Annotated in this window: 23 protein-coding genes and 1 riboswitch; of the genes, 7 read left to right on the top strand and 16 right to left on the bottom strand. The window is 47.3% G+C overall.

Annotated features, from left to right (window positions below):
* Positions 1 to 126 precede the first annotated feature (126 nt).
* Positions 127 to 1,425, top strand: a complete 1,299-nt coding sequence (locus G7035_RS13660; RefSeq protein WP_016820054.1) for an aminotransferase class I/II-fold pyridoxal phosphate-dependent enzyme — start codon at positions 127 to 129, stop codon at positions 1,423 to 1,425.
* Positions 1,426 to 1,532: 107 nt separating this feature from the next.
* Here the strand turns inward: G7035_RS13660 and G7035_RS13655 are convergent, their stop codons facing one another.
* On the bottom strand, positions 1,533 to 2,810 hold the full coding sequence (locus G7035_RS13655; RefSeq protein ID WP_019688507.1) for an ATP-binding protein: 1,278 nt from the start codon (positions 2,808 to 2,810) through the stop codon (positions 1,533 to 1,535).
* 206 nt (positions 2,811 to 3,016) lie between these two features.
* Here G7035_RS13655 and G7035_RS27380 point away from each other — a divergent pair, with 206 nt between their 5' ends.
* Positions 3,017 to 3,133 carry a hypothetical protein gene (locus tag G7035_RS27380; protein ID WP_013372853.1) on the top strand — a complete coding sequence of 39 codons (117 nt, stop codon included), beginning with the start codon at positions 3,017 to 3,019 and terminating at the stop codon, positions 3,131 to 3,133.
* Between the two features lie 122 nt (positions 3,134 to 3,255).
* Here G7035_RS27380 and G7035_RS13650 read toward each other — a convergent pair whose 3' ends face one another.
* The 5 genes from G7035_RS13650 to G7035_RS13630 all read right to left on the bottom strand — a co-directional run bounded on the left by G7035_RS13650 (position 3,256) and on the right by G7035_RS13630 (position 8,036).
* Complete coding sequence (locus G7035_RS13650; protein WP_029515208.1) at positions 3,256 to 4,479, bottom strand: ABC transporter permease; 1,224 nt, start codon at positions 4,477 to 4,479, stop codon at positions 3,256 to 3,258.
* Between the two features lie 2 nt (positions 4,480 to 4,481).
* Positions 4,482 to 5,228 (bottom strand): ABC transporter ATP-binding protein, encoded by a 747-nt coding sequence (locus G7035_RS13645; RefSeq protein WP_016820051.1) that lies wholly within the window; start codon positions 5,226 to 5,228, stop codon positions 4,482 to 4,484.
* Positions 5,229 to 5,245: 17 nt separating this feature from the next.
* Entirely contained in the window at positions 5,246 to 6,637 is a 1,392-nt protein-coding gene (locus G7035_RS13640) for a DEAD/DEAH box helicase (RefSeq protein ID WP_019688509.1), read from the bottom strand.
* Positions 6,638 to 6,758: 121 nt separating this feature from the next.
* Positions 6,759 to 7,538, bottom strand: a complete 780-nt coding sequence (locus tag G7035_RS13635; protein ID WP_016820049.1) for an SDR family NAD(P)-dependent oxidoreductase — start codon at positions 7,536 to 7,538, stop codon at positions 6,759 to 6,761.
* A 39-nt stretch (positions 7,539 to 7,577) separates the two neighbouring features.
* Positions 7,578 to 8,036, bottom strand: a complete 459-nt coding sequence (locus G7035_RS13630) for a chemotaxis protein CheX (protein WP_025365744.1) — start codon at positions 8,034 to 8,036, stop codon at positions 7,578 to 7,580.
* A 425-nt stretch (positions 8,037 to 8,461) separates the two neighbouring features.
* Between G7035_RS13630 and G7035_RS13625 the strand changes: the two genes are divergently transcribed.
* From G7035_RS13625 to G7035_RS13615, 3 genes are all read left to right on the top strand, one after another.
* Positions 8,462 to 9,364: a LysR family transcriptional regulator gene (locus tag G7035_RS13625; protein WP_016820048.1), complete on the top strand. Its 903-nt coding sequence runs from the start codon at positions 8,462 to 8,464 to the stop codon at positions 9,362 to 9,364.
* Positions 9,365 to 9,424: 60 nt separating this feature from the next.
* Positions 9,425 to 10,234, top strand: coding sequence for a histidinol-phosphatase (locus tag G7035_RS13620; RefSeq protein ID WP_017427306.1), 810 nt, complete (start codon positions 9,425 to 9,427; stop codon positions 10,232 to 10,234).
* 186 nt (positions 10,235 to 10,420) lie between these two features.
* Entirely contained in the window at positions 10,421 to 11,161 is a 741-nt protein-coding gene (locus G7035_RS13615) for a GTP pyrophosphokinase (RefSeq protein ID WP_016820046.1), read from the top strand.
* A gap of 6 nt (positions 11,162 to 11,167) precedes the next feature.
* Here G7035_RS13615 and G7035_RS13610 read toward each other — a convergent pair whose 3' ends face one another.
* Positions 11,168 to 11,803, bottom strand: coding sequence for an alpha/beta fold hydrolase (locus G7035_RS13610; protein ID WP_017427305.1), 636 nt, complete (start codon positions 11,801 to 11,803; stop codon positions 11,168 to 11,170).
* Positions 11,804 to 12,022: 219 nt separating this feature from the next.
* Here G7035_RS13610 and G7035_RS13605 point away from each other — a divergent pair, with 219 nt between their 5' ends.
* Positions 12,023 to 12,910 carry an NAD-dependent epimerase/dehydratase family protein gene (locus tag G7035_RS13605; protein WP_017427304.1) on the top strand — a complete coding sequence of 296 codons (888 nt, stop codon included), beginning with the start codon at positions 12,023 to 12,025 and terminating at the stop codon, positions 12,908 to 12,910.
* A gap of 312 nt (positions 12,911 to 13,222) precedes the next feature.
* Here G7035_RS13605 and G7035_RS13600 read toward each other — a convergent pair whose 3' ends face one another.
* The 7 genes from G7035_RS13600 to G7035_RS13570 all read right to left on the bottom strand — a co-directional run bounded on the left by G7035_RS13600 (position 13,223) and on the right by G7035_RS13570 (position 20,024).
* Positions 13,223 to 13,831, bottom strand: coding sequence for a GNAT family N-acetyltransferase (locus G7035_RS13600; RefSeq protein ID WP_017427303.1), 609 nt, complete (start codon positions 13,829 to 13,831; stop codon positions 13,223 to 13,225).
* A 52-nt stretch (positions 13,832 to 13,883) separates the two neighbouring features.
* Positions 13,884 to 14,624 (bottom strand): metallophosphoesterase family protein, encoded by a 741-nt coding sequence (locus tag G7035_RS13595; protein WP_017427302.1) that lies wholly within the window; start codon positions 14,622 to 14,624, stop codon positions 13,884 to 13,886.
* Positions 14,625 to 14,731: 107 nt separating this feature from the next.
* On the bottom strand, positions 14,732 to 15,676 hold the full coding sequence (locus G7035_RS13590; RefSeq protein WP_019688510.1) for a metallophosphoesterase: 945 nt from the start codon (positions 15,674 to 15,676) through the stop codon (positions 14,732 to 14,734).
* A gap of 67 nt (positions 15,677 to 15,743) precedes the next feature.
* Complete coding sequence (locus tag G7035_RS13585; protein WP_019688511.1) at positions 15,744 to 16,553, bottom strand: AAC(3) family N-acetyltransferase; 810 nt, start codon at positions 16,551 to 16,553, stop codon at positions 15,744 to 15,746.
* Positions 16,554 to 16,723: 170 nt separating this feature from the next.
* Complete coding sequence (gene sdhB / locus G7035_RS13580) at positions 16,724 to 17,491, bottom strand: succinate dehydrogenase iron-sulfur subunit (protein WP_019688512.1); 768 nt, start codon at positions 17,489 to 17,491, stop codon at positions 16,724 to 16,726.
* A 19-nt stretch (positions 17,492 to 17,510) separates the two neighbouring features.
* Positions 17,511 to 19,256, bottom strand: coding sequence for a succinate dehydrogenase flavoprotein subunit (sdhA, locus tag G7035_RS13575; RefSeq protein ID WP_019688513.1), 1,746 nt, complete (start codon positions 19,254 to 19,256; stop codon positions 17,511 to 17,513).
* Between the two features lie 93 nt (positions 19,257 to 19,349).
* Positions 19,350 to 20,024: a succinate dehydrogenase cytochrome b558 subunit gene (locus G7035_RS13570; protein WP_016820038.1), complete on the bottom strand. Its 675-nt coding sequence runs from the start codon at positions 20,022 to 20,024 to the stop codon at positions 19,350 to 19,352.
* A 226-nt stretch (positions 20,025 to 20,250) separates the two neighbouring features.
* Here G7035_RS13570 and G7035_RS13565 point away from each other — a divergent pair, with 226 nt between their 5' ends.
* Complete coding sequence (locus G7035_RS13565) at positions 20,251 to 21,156, top strand: LysR family transcriptional regulator (RefSeq protein ID WP_016820037.1); 906 nt, start codon at positions 20,251 to 20,253, stop codon at positions 21,154 to 21,156.
* 5 nt (positions 21,157 to 21,161) lie between these two features.
* Here G7035_RS13565 and G7035_RS13560 read toward each other — a convergent pair whose 3' ends face one another.
* Together G7035_RS13560 and G7035_RS13555 are read right to left on the bottom strand one after the other, a co-directional pair.
* A complete protein-coding gene (locus tag G7035_RS13560) occupies positions 21,162 to 21,839 on the bottom strand; it encodes a potassium channel family protein (protein ID WP_013372875.1) in 678 nt (225 codons plus the stop codon).
* An 18-nt stretch (positions 21,840 to 21,857) separates the two neighbouring features.
* Positions 21,858 to 23,198 carry a TrkH family potassium uptake protein gene (locus G7035_RS13555; RefSeq protein ID WP_019688514.1) on the bottom strand — a complete coding sequence of 447 codons (1,341 nt, stop codon included), beginning with the start codon at positions 23,196 to 23,198 and terminating at the stop codon, positions 21,858 to 21,860.
* Positions 23,199 to 23,595: 397 nt separating this feature from the next.
* Positions 23,596 to 23,748: riboswitch (cyclic di-AMP (ydaO/yuaA leader) on the bottom strand.
* Between the last annotated feature and the right edge of the window lie 218 nt (positions 23,749 to 23,966).

Raw genomic sequence — 23,966 nt, 5'->3', positions numbered from 1 at the left:
AATATAAGCGCAGCGCCACGATTAAGCAAAAAATACGCTCTTATGGCCCCTAATGCTTGTGCGTGACGCTTACCGTGTGTAATGCTATAATATGTAATCAAAATGACTTGGAAGGATGAAACGGGAATGAATCCACTGGCAGCGCAGTTAAATCAAAACATTCAGACAGGCAACGAGCATGTATATCAAATGCTTTCTCTTTTAGGTAAAGAGATTTATTTTCCAAAAGAAGGGATTTTGAGTCAATCCGCCGAGGCAGGGAAACTTGCCAAAAAGTATAATGCTACGATCGGGATTGCTACTGAAGGCAATGGTCCTATGCATTTGGAGGTTATTCAGGAGAAGCTGTCCGCTTACAGTCCCAAGGATTTGTATCCTTACGCTCCCCCTGCGGGCAAGCCTGAACTTCGTAGCGTATGGCGTGACAAAATGCTGAAAGAAAATCCTTCGCTGGCTGGAAAAGGCTACGGCCTTCCTGTAGTTACCAACGCGCTGACCCACGGTTTGAGCATCGTTGCCGACCTGTTTACGGATGAAGGAGATGCTGTCATTTATCCAGATAAAAACTGGGAGAACTATGAACTGACTTTCGGTATTCGCCGTCATGGACGTTTGGTGAATTTCCCGTTGTTCACAGAGGATCACCGTTTTAATAGTGAGGGACTACGCGAGGCGCTACTGGCGCAGAAAGAATACGGCAAAGCGATCGTTGTACTGAACTTCCCGAACAACCCGACAGGCTATACACCGGGCCTTGAAGAAGGTAAAGCAATTGTCGCTGCCATTCAGGAAGCGGCGGAAGCAGGCATCAATGTCGTAGTTGTGACAGATGACGCTTATTTTGGCCTGTTCTTCGAGGACTCTCTGCATGAATCACTATTCGGTCAGCTAGCCGGGCTTCATCCGAGAATTTTACCAGTCAAAATTGACGGAGCTACCAAAGAAGAATTCGTTTGGGGCTTCCGTGTCGGATTTATTACCTTTGCTTCGGAGCATCAGGATGTACTGAGCGCACTGGAACAAAAAACACTAGGGATTATCCGGGCAACGATTTCGAGCGGTCCTCACCCATCTCAAACCTTCGTACTGGATGCTCTCAAATCACCAGAATTTGAACAACAGAAGAATGAAAAGTTCCAAATTATGAAGGGGCGAGCTAATAAAGTCAAAGCGTTGCTCGATAGCGGAAAATACGGGGATGTATGGAGCTACTATCCTTTCAATTCAGGCTATTTTATGTGTCTCAAGCTGAACGGCTTGTCTGCTGAACGACTGCGCACACATTTGCTGGAACAATATGGGGTAGGCACGATTGCATTGGGTGAATACGATCTTCGTATCGCATTCTCATGTATCGAAGAGGAGTATCTGGAAGACCTATATGACATTGTGTATCGTGGTGCACAAGATTTGTTGAACGCCTAATCTGTCTGTATCAGGTTAGAATATATAATATAACTAGCGGTATGCCAGATATTAGGGCATACCGCTTTTTGGGTCGGCTGACTATTGTCCATCATACGTCCGCACAATTATCCTTCCGCAGCTAGCAGAGATTCCTGTGCCAGTGGCAGCAGGATGACGACCTCCGTTCCCACTCCGGGCTCACTTTCATAGCGTATACTCCCGTTCATGGCTTCAATAATTCGAAAGGAAACGACCGTTCCCAGTCCTGTTCCTACCTCTTTGGTTGAAAAAAACAAAGTACCCACTCGTTCGAGATGCTCCTGGCTCATGCCTTTTCCAGTATCCCTGATACTCAGACATGCCTGCTCTTCCTGTATCGCCAGCTTTATGTATACCCTGCCTCCATCTTCCGCAGCTTCAATCGCATTTTTCGTCACATGTATTAACGCCTGTAGCAGCTGGTTACGATCTGTATGTACATAAATTTCATTCCTTAGCTCTGTATACAGCCTTACGCCTTGCTTGGTCGCCATTGGTTTCAGAAGCAAAACGATCTGTTCAACCATGCCAGACAGATCCATCCGTTCTGTGTTCCCAATCTGCGGTCTGGATAAATTCAGATAATCGCTAATAATTCTTTCAGCCCGATCCACCTCTGCCAGTGCCAAAGCAACATATCTGCGATTTTTTCCTTCTAATCCTGACTGAACCATTTGCAGGAACCCTTTTACAACGGTTAAAGGATTCCGTACTTCATGAGCCATAGAGGCTGCCAGTTCACCCAACGTATTCAGACGCTCGGCATATTTAATTTTTCTTCTCATTTCTTCCCGCTCCAAACTAAACTCCATCCATAAAGAAGAGGCTCCAATACTTAGAAATTGAATCACACCGAACCAGAGTATTGAACGGATCAGCTCAATCTCATCCTCATCCAGTCTGCCATTGATCCAAGAATGTATTAAAAGAAAAATCAGCATGACCCCAGTAATCCATATACTCATTACCATATTCATGCCCACTCGAAGCAACATGCTTTTGAGCTGCATAAATTTGTTTCTTACCAAGAGAGGTCCCAAATAACACAACATCATGCTCGGAAGCCCCACCACCATAGACTCAGGGCCTACATACATGCGAGCCATTACCATTAGCGTCACATTCATTAGGCCTGCCGTAGGACCAAAATATAAAACAGAAAGGATCAAAGGAACATAGCGAAGATCCCAATATAATCCGTACCAAATGTACGAAAACATAAGGCAAAGCACAGAAGAAACACCCAGCACTCCTCCCATAAGCAGCGGGGTATGCTTCCTATGCCGATGATCTGACAAAGCACTATATACGAGTAACGGTACAAACACAAGAAATATGTTCACGAGCAGCTTATCTACCAGCATCTCGTCTTTCCCACTTTCCAAGTGATAATGATTACATACTTCTTCTATTCTCGATAATACGTACCTTTTCCTCTCTCATCTCCTGCATCTGATGAAAAATATAGGGCGATTCGGCAACACACCAGAACATTGGCCCACGCAATCCGGAAACCCACTTCATAAGATACGATGTATCCTTTATCACAATGACCGAGAGGAGAATGAGCATGGGAGCAGAAGAAACAAGAGGCGGTTACGGTGGTTACGGCGCATTCACAAGTACAGGAACAATTTTGGTACTGTTCATTTTGTTAGTTATCATCAGCAAAACGATCTTCGTTTAAGCAGACCGATATCTGCACCCACGACTACCATAAGCAGTGAATGTACAAAAAAGGCTAATCCGCAGGCAGCTCAGCTTTTGCTGCTTGCGAATTAGCCTTTACTTTATTGACACAGATATGGATCACACTTCTTCCTCATCCTGTCCGTCCAAACGCCATTTTTTGGCTTGAGTACCACGGAGCAGGAACACAACAAGGACTCCCCCAACCAACGTGAGCAATGTAGACAGTAAATCCTCCGTTCCTTTTGCCAGAAAAGGAAGCCACAGCACCACCGCAGCCGGCAACGTCAACCGAACAACAAAGTCAAGAAAAGACGCACGGCGACTATGCGCAGGAATCGGATATAACTGAAGCCACAACGAATCCCTGTGATACTGTCTTAATGAAGTAATCTGAACACCTATGAGGAATATAAAAAATAAATATACGGCAATACCAATCCAGCTAGCATGGGTGATATATATAATTAACAGACCCAGAATACCTAACCGAATGACAATGCCTGCTGGTTCTGTACGCAAGAACGTCTTAAACAGCAGGTAACGATACGCTCCCTTTCTGTTCCAAGGTATGTTGCCACCCAGCCAGGAGAGCCAGCGGCGCGGCGTCACTCTCTGTGTAAGGGCAGGCACATCGACAAACCAGCCCAACGTACGCATCACGCGGGCAGCCTGCATAGCCTCTGTGCGGATCAGTTTTTCCCAAGCCACTAGCAGCTTGACCGGCAAACGCAGAACAAGCACGTACACCACGCCAACCAATACGATAAACGGCAAGCTGTGTAGCGGGGGCTGCCATAGCCATGCGGCTACCATCAGCACAGCCAGCACCCACCGCAGTAGACGATAGCCTATGCTCCCGCCAACCGATACCATACGAAGCTCCTGCCAGCCGCCGTAGCTAAATAGCACCTTCAGTAGCACGAACAGCAGCAGAGTCAGTAGCAGCGGCTTAGGTGCAGCATCACTGCGGATATACAACGGCCACAAAATCATGGACAGCAGCAGCAGACCGAATATTTTGTACACTACGCCTCGAATCCGGCTGGCCTTAAAATATTGTGGCATCGCGTACTCCTGGGGACGAAGGAAGACTATATCTGCCGCATTCAAATACGTTCGAAAGCTCGCATGCGCAATTGGAATAGCTACAATAAGCATGATCCAGCGGATGGGCAAATCCGGCGGAATATGCATGAGTAGTGACGTGTACCATGCGGCAAAGGCAATCAGCGCAAAGCCGAAGACCACTGCAAGGCCGCTCTGAATGACATAGCCCAGATAAGGCAGCACCTGTCCCCAGAACGCTAGACGTCTTTCTTTATGCAAACGTTGCAAATCCATGCTCATTCCCTGCCCTGTACCAGCTCATAAAATGCATCTTCCAGCGGCATGCCCGGCTTACCCGCCTGTGCTGTCACTTCATCCAGCGTACCCTGAGCAATGATGGCACCCTGATGAAGCACAATGAAACGATCGCAATAATTTTCAATCGTGGACAAAATATGAGAACTGAGCAAAATAGACGAGCCCGAACGCTTCATCTCCAACATAAAGTCAAGCAGAGAACGAATGCCGAGCGGGTCCAAACCCAAAAAAGGCTCATCTATGACATACAACGGCGGTCCCGCTAAAAATGCGCACATAATCATCACTTTTTGGCGCATCCCTTTGGAGAGATGCATCGACATACTTCCGCTTTTATCCCGCATACGGAACAAATCCAGCATTTGATCACTGCGCGTGCGGAAATCTGCTTCGCTGACTCCGTACGCTCTAGCCGTGAACTCCATATGCTCCATCACTGTCATTTCAGGATACAGCTCTGGAGCTTCAGGTACAAAAGCAATAGCTCCCTGATATACCTCGGGATTCTCATCCTGCTTATGCCCCTGTACGCGAATCTCTCCGGCCTGCGGTGTCATCAGACCCAAAATATGCTTCATGGTCGTACTTTTCCCGGCCCCGTTCAGACCGATCAGTCCCACCATTTCGCCCGGTTTCACATCGAGCGAAATCTGATGCAGCACCGGGCGTTTGGCGCTGTATCCACCAGTCAGTCCGTTAATTTGCAACACAGGCTGTTGTTCCATGGCTCCCCTCTTCTCCCTTACTCGTTCGGTTTTGATCCTTTTTCCTTCAGCCATCTTGGCGCACCCTTGTTTTTACGATCACGCTCGCGCTGTGCCTTTCCTGCTTTGGATAAGGCTGCTCCTTTGCTCTTGCCTGGAGCTGAACCGCTCACGGAATTCCTGCCTGGACGTCCTGCTTCAGTCCGAACAGGTGTCTTGCGATTTTCCGTCACTGTTCCATTGGAATTGGATCTAGTTTCAGATGGCCTTACAGGGACACGTTTGGCATCCGCCGGGCGCGGCACCACAACTCGACCTCCGTACAACACACGCTCTGCAATATCGATTCCCAGTTCACGAGAAAACTTACGCATGATGAACGTTTCGCGGTCAGTCACAACCGACACTACTAATCCTTTGCGTCCCATACGTCCTGTCCGTCCTGCGCGGTGAACATAAGCTTGACTATCCGTAGCCGGGTCAAAATGAATGACCATTTCAAGGCCCTCAATATCCAGACCACGGGCTGCCACATCGGAAGCGACCAGCACTTTGAGCTTGTCCTCGCGGAATCGGGCCAACACGTTGCTGCGCGTGACTTTATCTGCATCTCCATACAAGGATGCCGTAGTTAGACCCATATGCTTGAGCTTGGCTTCAATTTCCCCAATAGCATTGGTTGTATTCACGAACACCAGCGCTTTTCTCGGATTAAAGTGCCGTACCAGACGGCGCAGCATATCCACCTTATCCCGTTCTTCGGATACAAAGTAGTAATGTTCCAGTCCACTGGCCGTCTTCTGGTCAGGATCAATCCCAATTTCTACGTAATCAGGCATCTCCCGTTGTGCCAGCGACTGAATTTCATTATTCAGCGTTGCGGACAGGAATACCAATTGACGGTCACGTTGGGCAGAGCCCAGTATATTGGTCACATCGCCTGCTCCGCCGAGCTGGAACATCTGATCCACCTCATCGATGACAATTGTTGTAATATTGTGCATCTTCAGCTTTTTCGAAGCGATGAGTTCCCGTACACGGCCTGGTGTGCCTACCACAAGCTGTGGGTGATCCTTTAGCTTTTCGATTTGGCGCTTGATGGCTGCCCCACCAATCAGACCCAGTACACGGATTCCACGATGCTCTCCGTAGCGCTGACCCTCACGTACAATTTGCATGGCCAATTCCTGGCTTGGAGCCAGTATGAGCTTTTGCGTAGCCTTTTTCTGTGGGTCAATGGCTTGTAGCAGCGGTAGCAAATAAGCCAGTGTTTTGCCTGTGCCGGTTTGCGAGCGTGCCAATACATGCTGTCCCTTCATTATTTCCGGTATAGCCTCTGCCTGAACTGGCGAAGGCTGTGTAATTTCATGCTCGGTCAGTTTGTCCAGCAGATCTTGTTCAACGCCGAGCGCTTCAAAATTCGATGTCATGAAAAGGTCCAACCCCTATACGTAAATTCGTTACTCTCCATTATATGCGAAAATAGCCTTGTTACCAAATCACAAAAATAAAAGATGTCCCTCACCACACCTAATGGCTACGGGACATCTATTATTTCTTATTCATCACACCATGCCCCAGCCTGTCGATCAGTCTGGGAGCTAATTGATACAGCTTGAGAAAAGGAGATACCCACTGTGGCAGATTAACCTCCTCCTTACCAAGCTCCATCGCCCTTACGATATGCTGTGCCACCTTATCAGGTTTTAGCATAAACCAGCCAACATTCCGCACATAACCCCCGGAGGGATCTGCCAGCTCAAAAAACGGTGTATCAATCGGCCCGGGGTTAATCGTCGTTACGGTCACTCCACTTCCGCGCAGTTCTTGCCGGAGCGCATTACTGAAACCGAGCAACGCATGCTTCGTGGCCGTATAAGAAGCCGATTTGGCTGTCCCGATTTTCCCAGCCATCGATGCTACATTAACAATCTGCCCACAGTTCCGCTCTGTCATTTGTGGCAGAAATGCCTTGATGCAGCGAACAACCCCCATATAGTTCACGTCCATCATTTGTTCGAACTCTGTCAGGTCGGTCTCATTAAAATACTCAAACTTACCGTACCCCGCATTGTTGAGCAATATATCAACCCGTCCGTATTCTTCCAATACTCGTGCAGCCACAGCCTCTACCTGCTCCTGGCAAGTTACGTCCAGTGGGATCAGCTCGTGCCTGCCGCTGATTCCCGCAGATACTTGCTTCAGTCGTTCCTGCGAGCGCGCTGTTAAAATAGGAATCGCGCCCTTTGCGCTCAACAACTGAGCGCAAAGGGCGCCAATCCCACTGGATGCACCTGTAATCACAATTACCTTATCCTGCAATGTACTCATGGACATCCCTCCACATTAAAGAAACTTACTCCTTTAATATTAAGAGATCATCACCTGAATATCCAGCTCACCGATTCCTTCCACCGAAAGCGGAATACAAAGGGCACGCTGAGGCACAAAAGTGGTTAAGTTTTCTGATTTCATGACCTGCGGAGGGGTGATATCCACGACAATTCCTTGACTGGACAAAATTGTACTGGCATTGCCACTAATCATATTGCCCAATTCCGAAATTGCGCTTTTTCCCATCTCATCAATTTCAGTCAACACAAATCCGCCCATCATCGCCGATACCATACGTAGCGCCACCTGTTCATTCAGGCCGAACACAATATTTCCGCTAAGCTGTCCAGTCATCCCGATCATAATCCAGATATGGTCGTCCACCAGCTCGACATTTTTCACACCGAGATTTCCGGGTAAAGGAGATACTTGGATCAATTGTTCAATGACCCGTCTCGCCGACTCCAAAAAAGGATTTATCACTTCTGCCTTCACGATCATTGCGCCCCTTTACGATGGGCTTTTAGACACACAACAAAAGTCCCATTTTAATTTGAGTTTTTTATTCAAATAATGCTGTATAACGACTCAACCTGCAATAAAATGCTCTCTCTATCACTTATCGACAGCAGTCCGGCAATTTTTTATAGCTAAAGCACAAAAAATGTGAATAATGTCCTATATCTTTACTCCATGCCGAATTTAGACAGGTTAATTTTAAAGTATATCAGGACTTTAGTCTTTATTTCCCAATATACCACACTTTACGATGTACTGCTTCGATTCATTGCCCTTCCTGCTCGAATAACCTATAATCTAATGAAATAAAGCATAACGATGGTTTTACATATAAACAAGTAGATTGGCTAAACTCAGTCTATACAGCTGCGACAAGCTAAAGAAAAGAGAGGAGGAACTTCATGAACATCAGTCAACTTGAAACGCTTATCATGATTTCCAAAACGATGAGCTTCCGTAAAGCCGGAGAACTTCTCAATTTGACGCAGCCGGCAGTGTCCGCCCAAATCAAAAGTCTGGAGGATGAGTTCAAAACCATTCTGATTGACCGCAACCAGCCCGTCACCCTGACCGACCGGGGAGTTGTTTTTTTGGAACACGCCGAGCGCATATTAGAGGTAGTTGAGGAATTAAGACAGAGATTGTACGACTTAAACGAAACACCGCAGGGTCACATTGCACTGGGTACCACAACATCCATCGCCATTCAAATTTTACCGCGTGTGCTCTCCTATTTTCAGGATCAGTTCCCTCTCATCAAAACCTCCATTCAATCGATGGCTTCCTCGATGATCTATCAGCAGGTGGAGAACGGACTTATTGATGTTGGTATCGGTTATCTGATCGAACGTAATCCCAATCTAAGCACTTCAGTTCTGTACTATGATTCCTTTGAACTTGTCGTGTCTCCTACTCATCCGCTGGCCTCGCAACCACATGCTACCATTGAAGCCCTTCGGGAAATTCCGCTCATTCTGCTCTCTCCCGATACGGTTGGACGGAAATTCGTGGACGATGTTTTTAAAAAGCACCAAATCGTTCCCCATGTTGTGATCGAGTTGTCCAGCAGTGAGGAAGTTAAACGGATGGTCGAAATCAATCTCGGGGCTGCCATCATTTCCAGATTGTCAGTCACTTCTGAACTGCGTACAGGCACATTAAAAATGATCCATATTCCCGAGCTGGAAGTTAGTCATCCGGTAGGGGTGATTTATAAATCCGGCCGCTATCTAAACTCAGCAATGCAGCAATTTTTAAGCGATCTAAAGGGGATGCCAGAGACGAATTTCACCAGTTCTGAATAACGTAATTCGCTATGAACAACATACACAATATAAACCTTGGTTACGAAAGGAAGACAGTCCATGAAATTTGATCTGCACACCCACCATTTCCGCTGCGGTCATGCAGACGGCAACATTCGGGATTACATCGAAGCAGGTATTCAATCAGGCTTACAAGCTATTGGTATTTCCGACCATTCCCCCTTCCTATGCAGCGAAAAGGATCAGGCTTTTCCTAAAATTTATATGGCCAAGTCAGAGCTTGCTGAATATGTAAAAGAGGTACAGGAGCTTAAGAAGGAATACGAGGGCCGTATTGACGTGCTTCTTGGATTGGAAACGGATTATTTCCCTGATTTTGCTGAATTGTATCGTTCTACTTTGGCTCCTTATCCATTTGATTACCTTATCGGGTCGATTCACAATGTTGAAGGGGACAGCATTTTTAACCGCAACCGTTGGAAAAAACTAAGTGACGCTCGTAAAGTCGAGGTCAAACAAGCCTACTATGCGCTCATTCAGCAATCTGCGCGAAGCGGCATGTTTCAGATTTTAGGTCATATTGACGCCATGAAGGGGAATTTCCCTGCCTTTTCAGACATTCCTGCCGATGAAGCCATTGACGAAACCTTGCAAGTGATTGCAGCATCCAATGTGGCGATTGAAATTAACACTTCAGGTAAAACCAAGCTGAGTGGCGGATGGTACCCGTCTGCTTCTATTTTAGAAAGAGCGCACCATTTTGGTGTGGAGGTTACTTTTGGTTCGGATGCCCATAAGCCTTCGCGGGTAGGCGACGATTGGGAAGACGTAAAAGCGATGCTGAAGGATATCGGCTTCCGGGAATGGGTTTATTTTAAAGAAAAACGTAAAATTCCTGTGGCGCTTTAAAAGGCATGAAAGGTGGGATCGCTGTTGCAATGGGATGCTTAGGTATTCTATATATAGCAATAATCCCATTGCAACAGCGAACGCTATGCTTCTCCAGATTCAAATCCTCGCTCTGCTACCAATCGCCTTAAACCGTACAGCTCCATTATTTTTAATAAACAACATCTTGTGTGAGGAGAATTACATATGCAATTGGAAGATCCTATGGACAAGCTCAAAAAGCTAAAGCATGACATCACGCGCTTTATGCTCATCTATAAGTTTGCGCTCGACGAAATGGAAACCAAGATTGAAATATTAAAACAGGAATTTCAAGCGTTGCACGATTACAGCCCTATTGAGCATACCAAATCACGCCTTAAGTCTCCTGAGAGCATCATGAACAAAATGCTTCGTAAAAATAGCGAGTTATCGCTGGATGCTATCAAAGATTCTATCAAGGATATCGCGGGCTTGCGTATTACTTGCTCTTTTATTTCTGACATTTATGATGTCAGTAACATGCTTCAGAGACAGAGTGACCTCAAGGTGCTGGAAATCAAGGATTACATCAAGAATCCCAAGCCGAACGGTTATCAAAGCCTGCATTTGCTGATTCAAGTTCCTGTATTCATGTCGGACTGTGAGGAACTAGTCTGCGTAGAGGTGCAGATTCGAACCATTGCGATGGATTTTTGGGCAAGCCTGGAGCATAAAATCTTTTATAAATACAACCAGTCTGTTCCCGAGAGTCTGACACGTGAATTAAAGAACGCAGCGGATTCCGCTAATGCGCTGGATCTGCAAATGGAACGTCTGCATCGTGAAATCAAGGAGATTAAAGATGCCAGAGGTGAAGAAGACTCTATGGAAGAGCTTCGAAAGATTATGATTAATAATCAGCAGATTACGGTGCCAGCCAATTTTTTGAAGCTTCTAGGGGAATAATTTTAATCAACCAATAGCGTGATTATTCAAAAATTGAAGAATAGAATCATTGATTAAGATGGGCTGCTCTCTAAGCATATGCGGTCGATGACTACAACCCAGAGCAACTAGATAACGTGAATCTTGGACGCATGAGCATAATTCCTGAAGCTGCTCTTCTGTGGCAAAGTCGTCATGTTCACCGGCGATAAATAATGCAGGGCACGTAATGCGGCTTAACTCATTCCGTGTCAATTGCGGATATTGGCGCCAATCCTGAGCGCTTTGACGCATAAATTCCTGCCAATTACCTTGATGCGCTTCCTCATGGCGTTCCATCATTTGATGAATCATTTCATAACATTCGTTTTGGATGAGCCACTCCGGCTCAAACTCATCTGCCCCCTCAGGACATGCGACTCCACTACACCCAATGGTGGTAACGGTTGCGAACATTTGAGGGTGCTTCACCGCACAGTATAAAGCCACATTGCCTCCGCAGCTGTACCCAATAAGATGAGCTTTAGAAATATGTAACGCCTGCATAAAATCAAGCACATCTTCTGCGAGTTGAGGGGTACTCCATTCCAGGCTATCACATTTCGTTCTGCCATGTCCCCGATGGTCTGGAAAATAACATGTATACTTTTGCTGAAAAATCAAGTAATTGAGATGAAAAAGCCAGGATTCCCCTTGAATAATGACTGTGCAAAAATATGACGGGGTCTCCTACACCCATTTTTTCGTAATACATTTCTAAATCCCGAGTTTTTACGTATGGCATGTGATCCTCCCTTTTTTATTGCGTCCTGTATCTTTTACATTCCTTAGTCCGTCTATCTTAATATAAATGAAAACCATTCCATGAGGAGTGATGTAAGTATGAAAAAGGTACTTGTTTTGGGAGGAACGCGCTTTTTCGGCAAGAGACTGGTGGAACGTCTGCTGGACAGTTCCGAGAACTCCATTACTATTCTCACGCGGGGCCACACAAACGATTCGTTTGGTGACCGTGTTCAACGGATCTGTGCAGACCGTACGGACCCGCAAGCGCTCGCAGAGGCGGTAGGTGAGCAAGTGTGGGACGTTGTTTATGATAATATTTGCTATTCCCCAGATGAAGCCAGCGAAGCCTGTCGTATTTTTGATGCTAAAGCCAAAAGGTATATTATGACCTCAAGCCTATCTGTCTATGATCCAAGCCCGGAAGCGGTGACAGAGAATATCTTCGATCCTCAGGCTTATCCAGTTCGCCAGGGCGGAAAGGACGATTTTACATATCAAGAGGCTAAACGGCAGGCTGAAGCAGTTTTTACGCAGCAAGCTACGTTCCCTGTAGTGGCTGTTCGTTTTCCGATTGTATTGGGAACAGATGATTATACGAAAAGACTTCATTTTCATATTGAACATGTTCGTGCAGGCCAAGAAATTGGAGTACCTAATCCCGCAGCCCATATCTCATTTATTCGTTCCGATGAAGCTGCAGATTTTCTGCTTTGGCTTGGGTCTGCTCATTTAACAGGCCCTGTAAATGCTTGTTCCGACGGTACAGTAAGGATTGGAGATATCATTTCCATTATCGAGCAGGTCACGGGAAAACAAGCTGTGATCCAAGAAAAAACAGCAGACGAGCATATGTCTCCATTCGGTATTACACAGTCGTGGTACATGGATACATCCAATGCCCAGTCAGAGGGATACTCATTCCTCTCCCTAAACGAATGGTTACCAGAGCTGGTAATCAGCCTGAACCGTACCTATGAATCATAAAAAAAGGGGACCCGAAGCTTCGGGTCCCAGCAATATATATGATTCAAAGGGGGTCATGTCTATGTTGTACCCAGTCTATATTAAAGTAGTTTTGCAGTTATATTTCATTTTTGTTACAAAATGAAACATAGACAGGATCTGTCCAATCCATATTATCTCGAATTAAAGAACCAAAAAAAGAGGACCCGAATGATCGGGTCCCAGCAACATATATTATTCAAAAGGGGGTCATGTCTGTATTGTACCCGTCCTGTGTTAGAGTTGCTTTGCAGTTATATTTCATCTTTGTAACAAAATATTCCAATGTCATTTCTAGGCATAATCCCCTTGGGTCATCGAAAATACCAATACACTCGGCACCTCTCCTAAGGGATCATAGGCACCAATGGTCCGCAGCAGGCGCATCTTATTTTTCATAAGCACACGCATCGAAGCGTGGTTATTCTCTTGGCAACGACTTTCGATCCGCTTCAGCTTCAGAGACTCGAAACCAAAGTTCAGCATTTCTCCCACGACTTCTGTAGCCAATCCCTGTCCCCAAAAAGGCCGATCCAGAATATAGCCCAGTTGTGCCTCACCCGTCCTTTCATTCCATTGCTGAAAAGAAACGATACCGAGCAACGGTGAGGAGGTCCGTTTGTTGAATTCATCATGCAGATTGCTTTCTCCTGTATTTCTCCGATGCCATTCCACTGCGAAATGCAGAGAATCCAGGGAGTCAGCAGATATTTTAATTTGCGCAACCAGGCGCCTCATTCTGGCATAGACTGGCTTGCGAATTCGATTCACATATTGGATTACCAATGGATCGGATAAGATCCGCTCCAGCGCAGGATAATCCTCCGCTCTTAGCTGGCGCAATCGGACTCGGCGAGTGTAAAGCTCCGGCAATCCGAGACGAAGCATTTCTCTGGTCAGCACAATGTTCCCTCCTGCGGATGGATTCTGCTTTTAGCTATGCATATTTCCATACTTAATCCAGGTCCTGAATTCCGCGGTAAATACCGGTACGCAGTTCTCGAATATAATATGCCAAGGAAGGAACATCTGCCTCCTCTGCTTGTTTTACTGCCAATTCTATATCATAGGGTACACGTACAAACTGAATGGAAAAAGGCGTGAGCTGCTCCTCTCCCCATTGCCCCTCTAAAATGCAGTAGGAAGCCTGGGTGATATCCAACGGATTCCCGACACTCCCAACGTTAAAAAGTGTTTTCCCCTGAAAATGCTGAATAAAAGCATTATGCACATCACCATATCCCACGACCTCTGGAGCAAAAGGTACTTTTCCACTTTCCTCTGCTAGTGGATCAAACATGGCAAGCCTTTTGGCCGGCTCATCCCATGGCTGCACACGGTGATACACACTTTGCGGCGAGGCATGCACCAAGCGGATACGACGTCCGCTCATTCTGAAATCATAATGAAACGGTAACTGTGCCAAATACTGTACTCGCTCTGCACCCAAACGTTCGGCTTGCCAGCTAAAATGGAGATCATCGGTTATGCTAACCAACTCATCCCAATTGCCTCTAACGACGACTTCACAATGTTGGCGGATAGCATCCAGCACCTCGCACGGGCTAGGCCCTTTGCCGATCAGATCCCCCAAACAAAACACACGGCTAATGCCTCGGGAAGCAATATCCTCCAGCACCGCCTCACAAGCAGGCCAATTGCCATGAATATCTGAAATGACAGCAACACGATCCATCTGAATCTCACTCCTTTGTCCCGAAACGACTACATCTCTACACTACATTCAAGCCAACATTATGTAGTTCCAACATATATGATGAAGATGAAAAAAAAGATCATGGCCTATTGGCCAGATTTTAACGTAATCACACTAAGCTCCGGTCTGCACAGCACCCGTATCGGCAAATGTGTCATCCCAATGCCGCGGCTGACATACAGTGGCATTCTATCCGTCCCCACATGAAACAATCCCTGAATGTACTTGCGTCCACCTGGGGGCGGCATCGGTGCTCCAATGACCGGCAAACGTACCTGTCCCCCATGTGTATGTCCTGACAATTGAAGATCAAAGGACATTTGTGCCGCCACATCTGCATAGTCCGGCTCATGCATCAGCAGCAGCTTGCACATCTCATCAGGCAGTCCGTGGATAGCACGCTGCGGATTGGGCTTGCCCATGATGTTATCCTCTAAACCGACAATGGCCACACGTTGTCCCGCGCGCTCTATAACCGTATGCTCGTTTCTCAGCAGCGTAAACCCAGTTTTGGGATATAGCTCCTGAACGCCGGCTGGCAAGCCTCTATAATCATGATTGCCCAGAATAGCAAACTTGCCAAGGGTAGCGTGCATGGAAGCCATAACTGGAACAGCAGCCTTCATAGATACGGAATAATCATCTACAATATCTCCTGTAAAACAGAGCAAATCCGGCTCCAGACCTGCTATCTGGTCCGCCAGCTCACGCAGATCCTGCTCATCCATATGAAACCCCAAGTGTACATCACTGAAATGCACCACCCTAATTCCGTCAAATGCAGACGGAAGACGAGGGAGAGACAAGTTGAAGCGTGTAATCTCCAAATGATTAGGTTCCCATAAGGAAGCATATCCTCCAGCCAGAAGTGCAGTTCCTGCGGTGGCTAAAGCCGCTTTTTTCAAAAAACGGCGGCGAGAAGGATTAGCTGGCTCATTTGATAAGGAACGCCGCGAAGAACCGGGAGGGATAGCGGCCTCCTGATGTAGGCCATCCTGACTCTCGCGGCGGATTTGCGGCGTCTTCTTCATTATGCGTCCCCCCTTGCGTTCTGTCCTTTCTATCTCATTTCTCAGATTTCCCTACTGTCCAGAAGCTCTAGCGATGAGTGGATAACCACTGCTCTGCATAGTCAACCAAATCTCGTTGCCTTGCGAAAAAACATGAAGCCTCTCCAATGTTCACCCGCGTAAAGGATGTGGGACATTCCCGCTCAAAATCAAGTCCCAGCTGCTCAAAATCATCCGAGGTAATATTATAATCCTGAAAAGACACCCACGCTTTGGTCCCATCCACCATCATAGGGGCTTGATGCGTGACAACTTCACGTCCATTATAGGCTGTTCGATATTCTGCCAAATGTAAGGAGGTGTTGCTGTCATGTCCGCAGCCCAGCAACAGTACATAGGCATCTGCCTCATACAGCTTTGCCAAGGGCGAATGCTCACCCAGCCCAAAATCAAGCTCATGCGCTTCCAGCAAGCCTAAAGCAGCAGGTCCACGCCCCGCCAGAGAAACGTGCGGATGCCCGCTGCGCACTGTTCCCGGCAGGCCACGGAACGTTTCTACAATGACGCCCATCCCTCCGGTCAGCGTCCAGGGCGGATCATAAGCGGGCATTTCCTCGCGGACCAGTTCCCACCATGACTCATCCAGAGGCGGGTTCATCCAGGTGGACGGATCTGTCAAGTCGTGTGACTGTGTTGGCATCACCAGCGTTCCTTCCCGGCCAATCGCTTCGGTTAATGCGGCAAGAATGGTGGAGGCCCCGCCTGGAACAAAGCGTCCAAAGCTGCGCATCGACGAGTGAACAAGCAATGTCATGCCGCTCCGAATTCCCAGTTCCTTTAATCCTTTCATTACATCCGACCTCGTGACAGGTCGATTCGTTATCGGTTGCACAGTCACCTGTCCAGCCTCCTTTTCTCCAAAACGATACACAATACTCTAATTATACCATAAGTGCTGTCCCTCGCTCCTTACTCCATGTTACCCTCCATCATTCCTGAGCGCAAAAAAACAGGCTTTCTCCGGTTTGGGAAGAAGCCTGTTTGAGTACAACCTATGGGCTGGCTCTGCTACACAGTCAGCCAGCGCTTGAACATATGCTTGGTCGTTTGCTTGTTCATTTCGGCAATGGAAGTTGTCAATGGAATGCCTTTCGGGCAAGAGCGTACACAGTTTTGCGAATTACCACAGCCCTCCAGCCCGTCGTCCGTCATCAATGCATCCAGGCGCTCCTCCTGATTCATTTCCCCTGTCGGATGGCTATTAAACAGGCGAACCTGAGATATCGCCGCAGGTCCGATGAACGTCGTCTTCTCATTGACGTTCGGGCATGCTTCCAGACAGACACCACAGGTCATGCACTTGGACAGCTCATACGCCCACTGACGCTTTTTCTCTGCCATTCTAGGACCCGGCCCCAGATCGTAGGTACCGTCAATCGGAATCCACGCTTTGACCTTCTTGAGCGCGTTAAACATCCGGCTGCGGTCAATGACCAAATCCCGTACGACCGGAAATGTACTCATCGGCGCAATCGTAATCGGCTGCTCCAGCTTATCGACAAGCGCCGCACACGCCTGACGCGGTTTGCCGTTAATCACCATGGAGCAAGCTCCACATACTTCCTCCAGGCAGTTCGACTCCCAGCACACCGGAGCCGTCTCTTTACCTTGGCTGTCTACCGGGTTACGCTGAATTTCCATCAGCGCGCTGATCACGTTCATTCCCGGTCTGTATGCCAATTCGAATTCTTCCGTATAGGAACTAGCGTTAGGCTCATCCTGACGAGTAACCACGAACTTCACTGTTTTATTCGACTTCACTACTTGCTCCGACATCTAAATACACTCCCTTCTGTTATTTGCTCTTGGAATAATCTCGAACACGCGGCTTGATCAGTGAAACGTCGACCTCTTCATACGAAATTTGTGGTCCTTCCGGTGTCCAATCTGCAATCGTCGTTTTCAAATAATCTTCATCATTGCGGTCCGGGAAGTCCGGCTTGTAATGGGCCCCGCGACTTTCGTTGCGCAGCAGCGCCCCTTTGGTCATCGCTTCGGCCAGCTCCATCATGTTCCACAACTGCCGTGTAAACGCAGCACCCGCATTATTCCAGCGCGAAGCGTCATTAATGTTAATGTTCGAGTAACGCTCCTTCAGCTCCTTGATCTTGTGAATCGTAGCTTCCAGCTTGTCATTATAACGAACCACGGTCATATTGTTCGTCATCCACTCACCTAGCTCTTTATGAAGAACATAGGCATTTTCCTTACCGTCCATATGCAAAATACGTTCATACTTCTCTGTCTGCTGATGGACTGCCGCATCAAATACCGAAGAAGCTACATCCTGTGCAGACTTTTTCAAGCCCTTAATATATTCCACAGCCTTCGGTCCAGCCACCATCCCGCCGTAAATGGCCGACAGCAATGAGTTTGCACCCAAGCGGTTCGCTCCGTGATACTGGAACTCACATTCACCAGCTGCGAACAGACCCGGTATATTTGTCATCTGATTATAATCGACCCACATGCCGCCCATTGAATAATGAACAGCCGGGAATATTTTCATTGGGATTTTACGCGGATCGTCGCCGACGAATTTTTCATAAATTTCAATAATGCCGCCCAGCTTTACATCCAGCTCTTTCGGGTCCTTGTGGGACAAATCCAGATAGACCATGTTCTCGCCATTAATACCCAGTCCATCATCAACACATACGCTGAATATTTCACGTGTCGCAATGTCGCGAGGGACCAGATTTCCATAAGCCGGATACTTTTCTTCAAGGAAATACCATGGCTTCCCGTCTTTATACGTCCAAATGCGACCGCCTTCCCCCCGTGCCGACTCGGACATGAGACGCAGCTTGTCGTCACCGGGTATAGCCGTTGGATGAATCTGTATAAACTCACCGTTCGCATAGCGAACGCCTTGCTGATACACTGCACCGGCAGCTGTACCGGTATTAATAACGGAATTTGTGGTTTTGCCGAAAATAATTCCGGGACCACCGGATGCCAAAATAACGGCGTCCGCTGCAAAAGTCTTCACTTCCATCGTACGCAAATCTTGCCCGCAAATCCCTCGGCAGATGCCTTCATCATCCAGTACAGCCTGTAAAAACTCCCAGTTCTCATACTTGGTCACCAAACCAGCAGATTCCCAGCGCCGTACCTGCTCATCGAGAGCGTACAGGAGCTGCTGTCCTGTCGTCGCGCCAGCGAAGGCTGTCCGATGATGCTGGGTACCGCCAAAGCGGCGGAAATCTAGCAGTCCTTCTGGTGTCCGATTGAACATAACACCCATGCGGTCCATGAGATGGATAATTCCCGGAGCCGCTTCGCACATCGCTTTTACCGGCGGCTGGTTGGCCAGAAAGTCACCGCCATAGACTGAATCATCAAAGTGAATCCAGGGTGAGTCTCCCTCACCTTTGGTATTTACCGCACCGTTAATGCCGCCCTGCGCACAAACGGAGTGGGATCTTTTGACCGGAACCAAAGAAAATAGATGAACGTGGACTCCCGCTTCTGCCGCCTTGATCGTAGCCATTAGACCTGCCAGACCGCCGCCCACGACAATAATGTTGGATGCTGCCATTTCTGCTCACTCCTTCTTTTCAGGATTTGTACTAAATCCCCTTTTACAAATCAGAATAGAATCTCAACACGATGTATCATTTAAATAACTCATTTACAGTAGCTGTTTAAAGGCGCTGCATTGCACCAAGGCTGTTGCCGTTTCCTGGAATTCCGCGCTGCGAAATGCAAGCAGGGAAGCAACGAAGCCGATCGACACCACCACGAACAGGGTCATACAGATATAGGAAGATACTTTTTGGGCACGTGGTCCCACGGTAATCCCCCAACTGACCATAAATGCCCACAGTCCATTAGCAAAGTGAAATGATGCCGAAACGACACTGATTAAATACAAAATAAAATAGACCGGGTTCGTCACTATACCATGCATTACGCCGCCTAGCTCCTCATGAGTTACATTACCTAGGGCCACCTGAAAGCGTGTGTCGTATACGTGCCAGATAATAAATACAAACGTAATGACGCCGGAAATACGCTGGAACAAAAAGCGCCAGTTACGCGAATAGCCAAACCTTTTGACATTCGGGTCAGCCTGATAAGCGATATACAAGCCATAGATTCCGTGGAACAGTAATGGCAAGTAGATGAATAACGTTTCTAACACAATAACCAGCGGCAAACCATTCAGGAAGGCCACGCTGCGATTAAAACCTTCCTTGCCGCCCTCCACCGCTGTGAAGTTCGTCACCAAATGCTCAACAAAAAATAGAGCCAATGGAATGACGCCAAGAAGCGAATGCAGCTTTCTGGAATAAAATCCTCTCATCTAGGTCATGCTCCCTTCTCCCAATAATAGCGTTTTCAATAGTAATATAACATATAAAATGACAGTTCCCGACAGGGAATGTTCAACAAGGTGTCCCTTATAAGGAAAAACAAAAGTGTGAACATCTTGTGTCGCTTTCATGTTACTCCTTTTCGGCTTATAATGGAATTGCAATATACGTATTAATTATTATGTCTTTTTTGCATATAGAGAGGAAGTGGAAGATTTGTTTGAGGATTTGAACGCTTTTGCCGTCATTGTCGAGCAGTCCAGCTTGAATAAAGCCTCCAAACTGCTGAATTTGTCCCAACCCGCCCTGTCTCGCAAAATTGCCAAGCTGGAGGAAGAGCTGGGTGTCCATCTCTTTGATCGTCGGGGCAAACGGCTCGAAATTACATCGACTGGCCGATTTGTATATACTTTCGCGCTGGAGCAACGGCAACGTCAGCTTCGCTTCTTACAAAAGCTGTCCCAGCACAAAAATGAAGCTCAGAGCATGCTTACACTGGGCGCTAGTCTCACGACACTCCAAACGACGCTGCCTACCCTCGTCGAAGCTTTCATGAGCAAGCATCCTCAGACTGAGCTAAAGCTGCTCACCGGCAAGACGCATGAAATCGTTGCCTTTGTACGCGACAAAAAAGCAGACGCCGGCGTTGTCGGGTCTGCCATTCATGAAGCTGGACTGCGTTGCATTCCGTTATTTGACGATCATTTGGAGCTAGTCGTCCCCATCGGACATGAATTAACTGTCAAGACAGGAACGGCTTCAATGAAGGACTTGCAAGGATTGCCGATGATTATTTTCTCCAAAGGAACCTGGTACCGCAGTCTGACGGATGACTTGTTCCAGCGTAGCGGCATTATGCCGGATATCCGCATGGAAATCGACTCCTTCGAGGCGATTGTACGCCTGCTTCCCACCTGCAAGGCATCCGCTTTGCTGCCCAAATCCTATTTGCGCAGCGAACTGCTGCGAGATAATGGACTTACTGCATTGTACTTGCCTGATTTGAAGGAGACACGCCGAACGACCTCCCTCATCTACTCAGAAACGGCCGATCTCGGCCCAACAGCACGACGCTGGATTAGCGAGACACGCGCATCGTTTGCAGGCTACCGTATGGTATAGAGGATTTAACCCTCTTCATTGACATTAACGACCTCATCCTCAAAGCGGCCGATATTATCATTGGAGCCGATAATGACCATAATATCGTCTGCTTTCAGCCGATCCATAGCTGTCGGTGCGATCAAGATACCATTCGCCGTATGAAGCGCCACGATGCTGCAACCAAAGCGGGTGCGAGCATTTAATTCTGCCAACGTTTTGCCATTCAGACATGCAGGCACATTAAGTTCTACAATGCTGTATTCCTTGGACAGCTCCAAATAATCGAGCAGATTAGGCGTGACCAGCTGATGCGCTACTCGAATACCCATATCCCGTTCCGGATAAATGACTCGGTCCACCCCAAGCTTCTCTAACGCACGCCCATGCAGCACAGATATGGCTTTGGCTACGACTTTTCTCACACCCAGCTCCTTCAGCAAAATGGCGGTCAGGATGCTTACCTGAATATCATCACCAATCGCAACAATGCCGCAATCGAAATTACGTATGCCGAGTGACCGCAAGGCATCCTCATCTGTAGCGTCCGCCACGACAGTATGTGTCAGAATCTCACTCATACTGTCCACAACATCCTCATTCCGATCAATGCCCAGCACCTCGCACCCCATATCCACCAATTGCAAAGCCAGGCTTGAGCCAAACCGTCCCAAGCCAATGACTACAAACTGCTGCGTTTTCATATCTACTCGAAAACTCCCTTACCCTATAATTATTTTACCTTCTGGATGACGATACAATTCCTTACCCTTTTTCGGTCCCAGTGCATAAGCTAGCGTGAGTGGACCCAGCCTGCCTGCAAACATCGTCAGAGTAATCACCAGCTTGCCTACAACTGTCAAATCAGGTGTAAGCCCCATGGACAGTCCTACCGTACCAAAGGCAGACACCGTCTCGAACAAGATCATCAGAAAATGATGATCTTCGGTTGCGGACAGAATCATCGTCACCCCAATCACGAACAGCAACCCCAGCAATGTAATAGTCAAAGCCTTATAAATGCGTGCCTGCGCAAGTCGGTACCGGAACAGCACAATGTCTTCCCGTCCCCGCAGCATCGAAAACACCGCTCCAATGAGCAGAGCAAATGTAGTGGTCTTAATCCCGCCTCCAGTGGAGCCAGGCGAAGCCCCAATAAACATGAGTATGATGATAAAAAACTGCGTAGCCTGCCGCAAGCCTGCAATGTCCAGCGTGTTGGCACCTGCGGTGCGAGGGGTAACGGACTGGAATAAAGAACCCAGCAGTTTACCACCCCAATCAAGCGAGCCAAGCGTCTTCGGATTCGTAAACTCAAATACAAAAATGACAAGCGTCCCGACGACAATCAGAGCAGCTGTCATGCTGAGTACCACCTTGGTATGCAAGGACAGTCTCTTACGCTTGCGATAATCTGCCAGGTCTGACATCACTACAAAACCAATGCCACCCGAAATAATGAGGAACATGGCTGTAAAATTAACAATCGGATCATATACATAACCTGTCAGGCTGCGAAATTCACCGAATAAATCAAAACCAGCATTATTAAACATGGAAATAGCATGCCAAATCCCAAAATAAATCGCCCTGCCTACAGGCATATCAAACGACCAGCGAATCGAAAAAATGATTGCACATACGCCCTCAATCATCAGCGAGTACCATAGCACCTTGCGGATCAATCCGACAATTCCTTCGACAGAGGTCTGATTCATCGCTTCTTGCAAAATAAGGCGCTCCCGCAAGGAAATCCGACGCTTGAACACCAGCGCGATCAAGGTAGCCATAGTCATAAAGCCAAGTCCGCCAATCTGAATCAACGCAACGATGACAATTTGACCAAAGGTTGTAAAAAAGAGCCCTGTATCCTTAACGACAAGCCCAGTTACACAGGTCGCGGAAGCGGCAGTAAACAAAGCGTCTATAAACGCAAGTGGTTTTCCTGTTGTATTAGAAATGGGCAGCATTAACAATAAACTACCTATTAGAATGATAATGGCAAAGCCTGCAACGAATATTTGCGGTGGAGAAAGCCGAAGCCAGCTTGCATTGGGATTCATTTATTCATCACTTCTCCTCCTTGGTGAACTATGAGCATGGAGATCGCTCAGCTCATAAAATCACCAATTCTTTTCAGTTTCTTTTATAAATCAGAAAAGTATCCGCAAAGCGGGATACTTTTGCCTTTCAATACTCACTACACTTTACGTAACTACCTCATGGAACGTTTGATGACTTTAAGGCGGGCAGCAGCGAAGCGGTCCATTTGAATCTGGAGAAGCGATAGCGCTCGCCTTTGACTCTGAATTTTACCCTTATCAAGGTCTAGAAAATCAAAAAAATTCAGTGGCAACAGCGATTGGAAGATCAAATGGAACGCGCAGCGTCCTTAACTCAGCAAACTTTTATTCACACTTATACACACAAAAAAAGACACCGGAAAACCGAGTGCCTGACTTGGTTCCTGCCCACAGCCTACGAGGTTAGCTGACGGATTCGGGCAGCACAGTATGCCCTATTTACACTTCCGGTCCATCAGGATCGGCTGTAAAATTCACCCCAGTAACATGGTTCCCCCGTTTTCTCACAGAAATTCGGCTTAAATGTATGTCATTACCCATATATTTCATAGGCATTGCCTCAAGATTATAATCCTTCTCTATCCAGATCACAAAACCGATTTCGCCGAAAAAACGTGAAATTGGCTTTAATTTGCGATTGGGCATCGCTTAATCACAGCTTATCTAATTTTATTAAAACTTTAAAGTGCTTTCACTCTGTTTTCATGAATATCGCTGGTCTGTTGGCGGGAACCTGTGCAGTATGAT

The sequence above is a fragment of the Paenibacillus polymyxa genome, assembly GCF_015710975.1.
Lineage (GTDB): Bacteria > Bacillota > Bacilli > Paenibacillales > Paenibacillaceae > Paenibacillus > Paenibacillus polymyxa.
The sequence above is the reverse complement of the archived record's forward strand: the minus strand, read 5'-3'. Positions and strand labels throughout refer to the sequence as shown.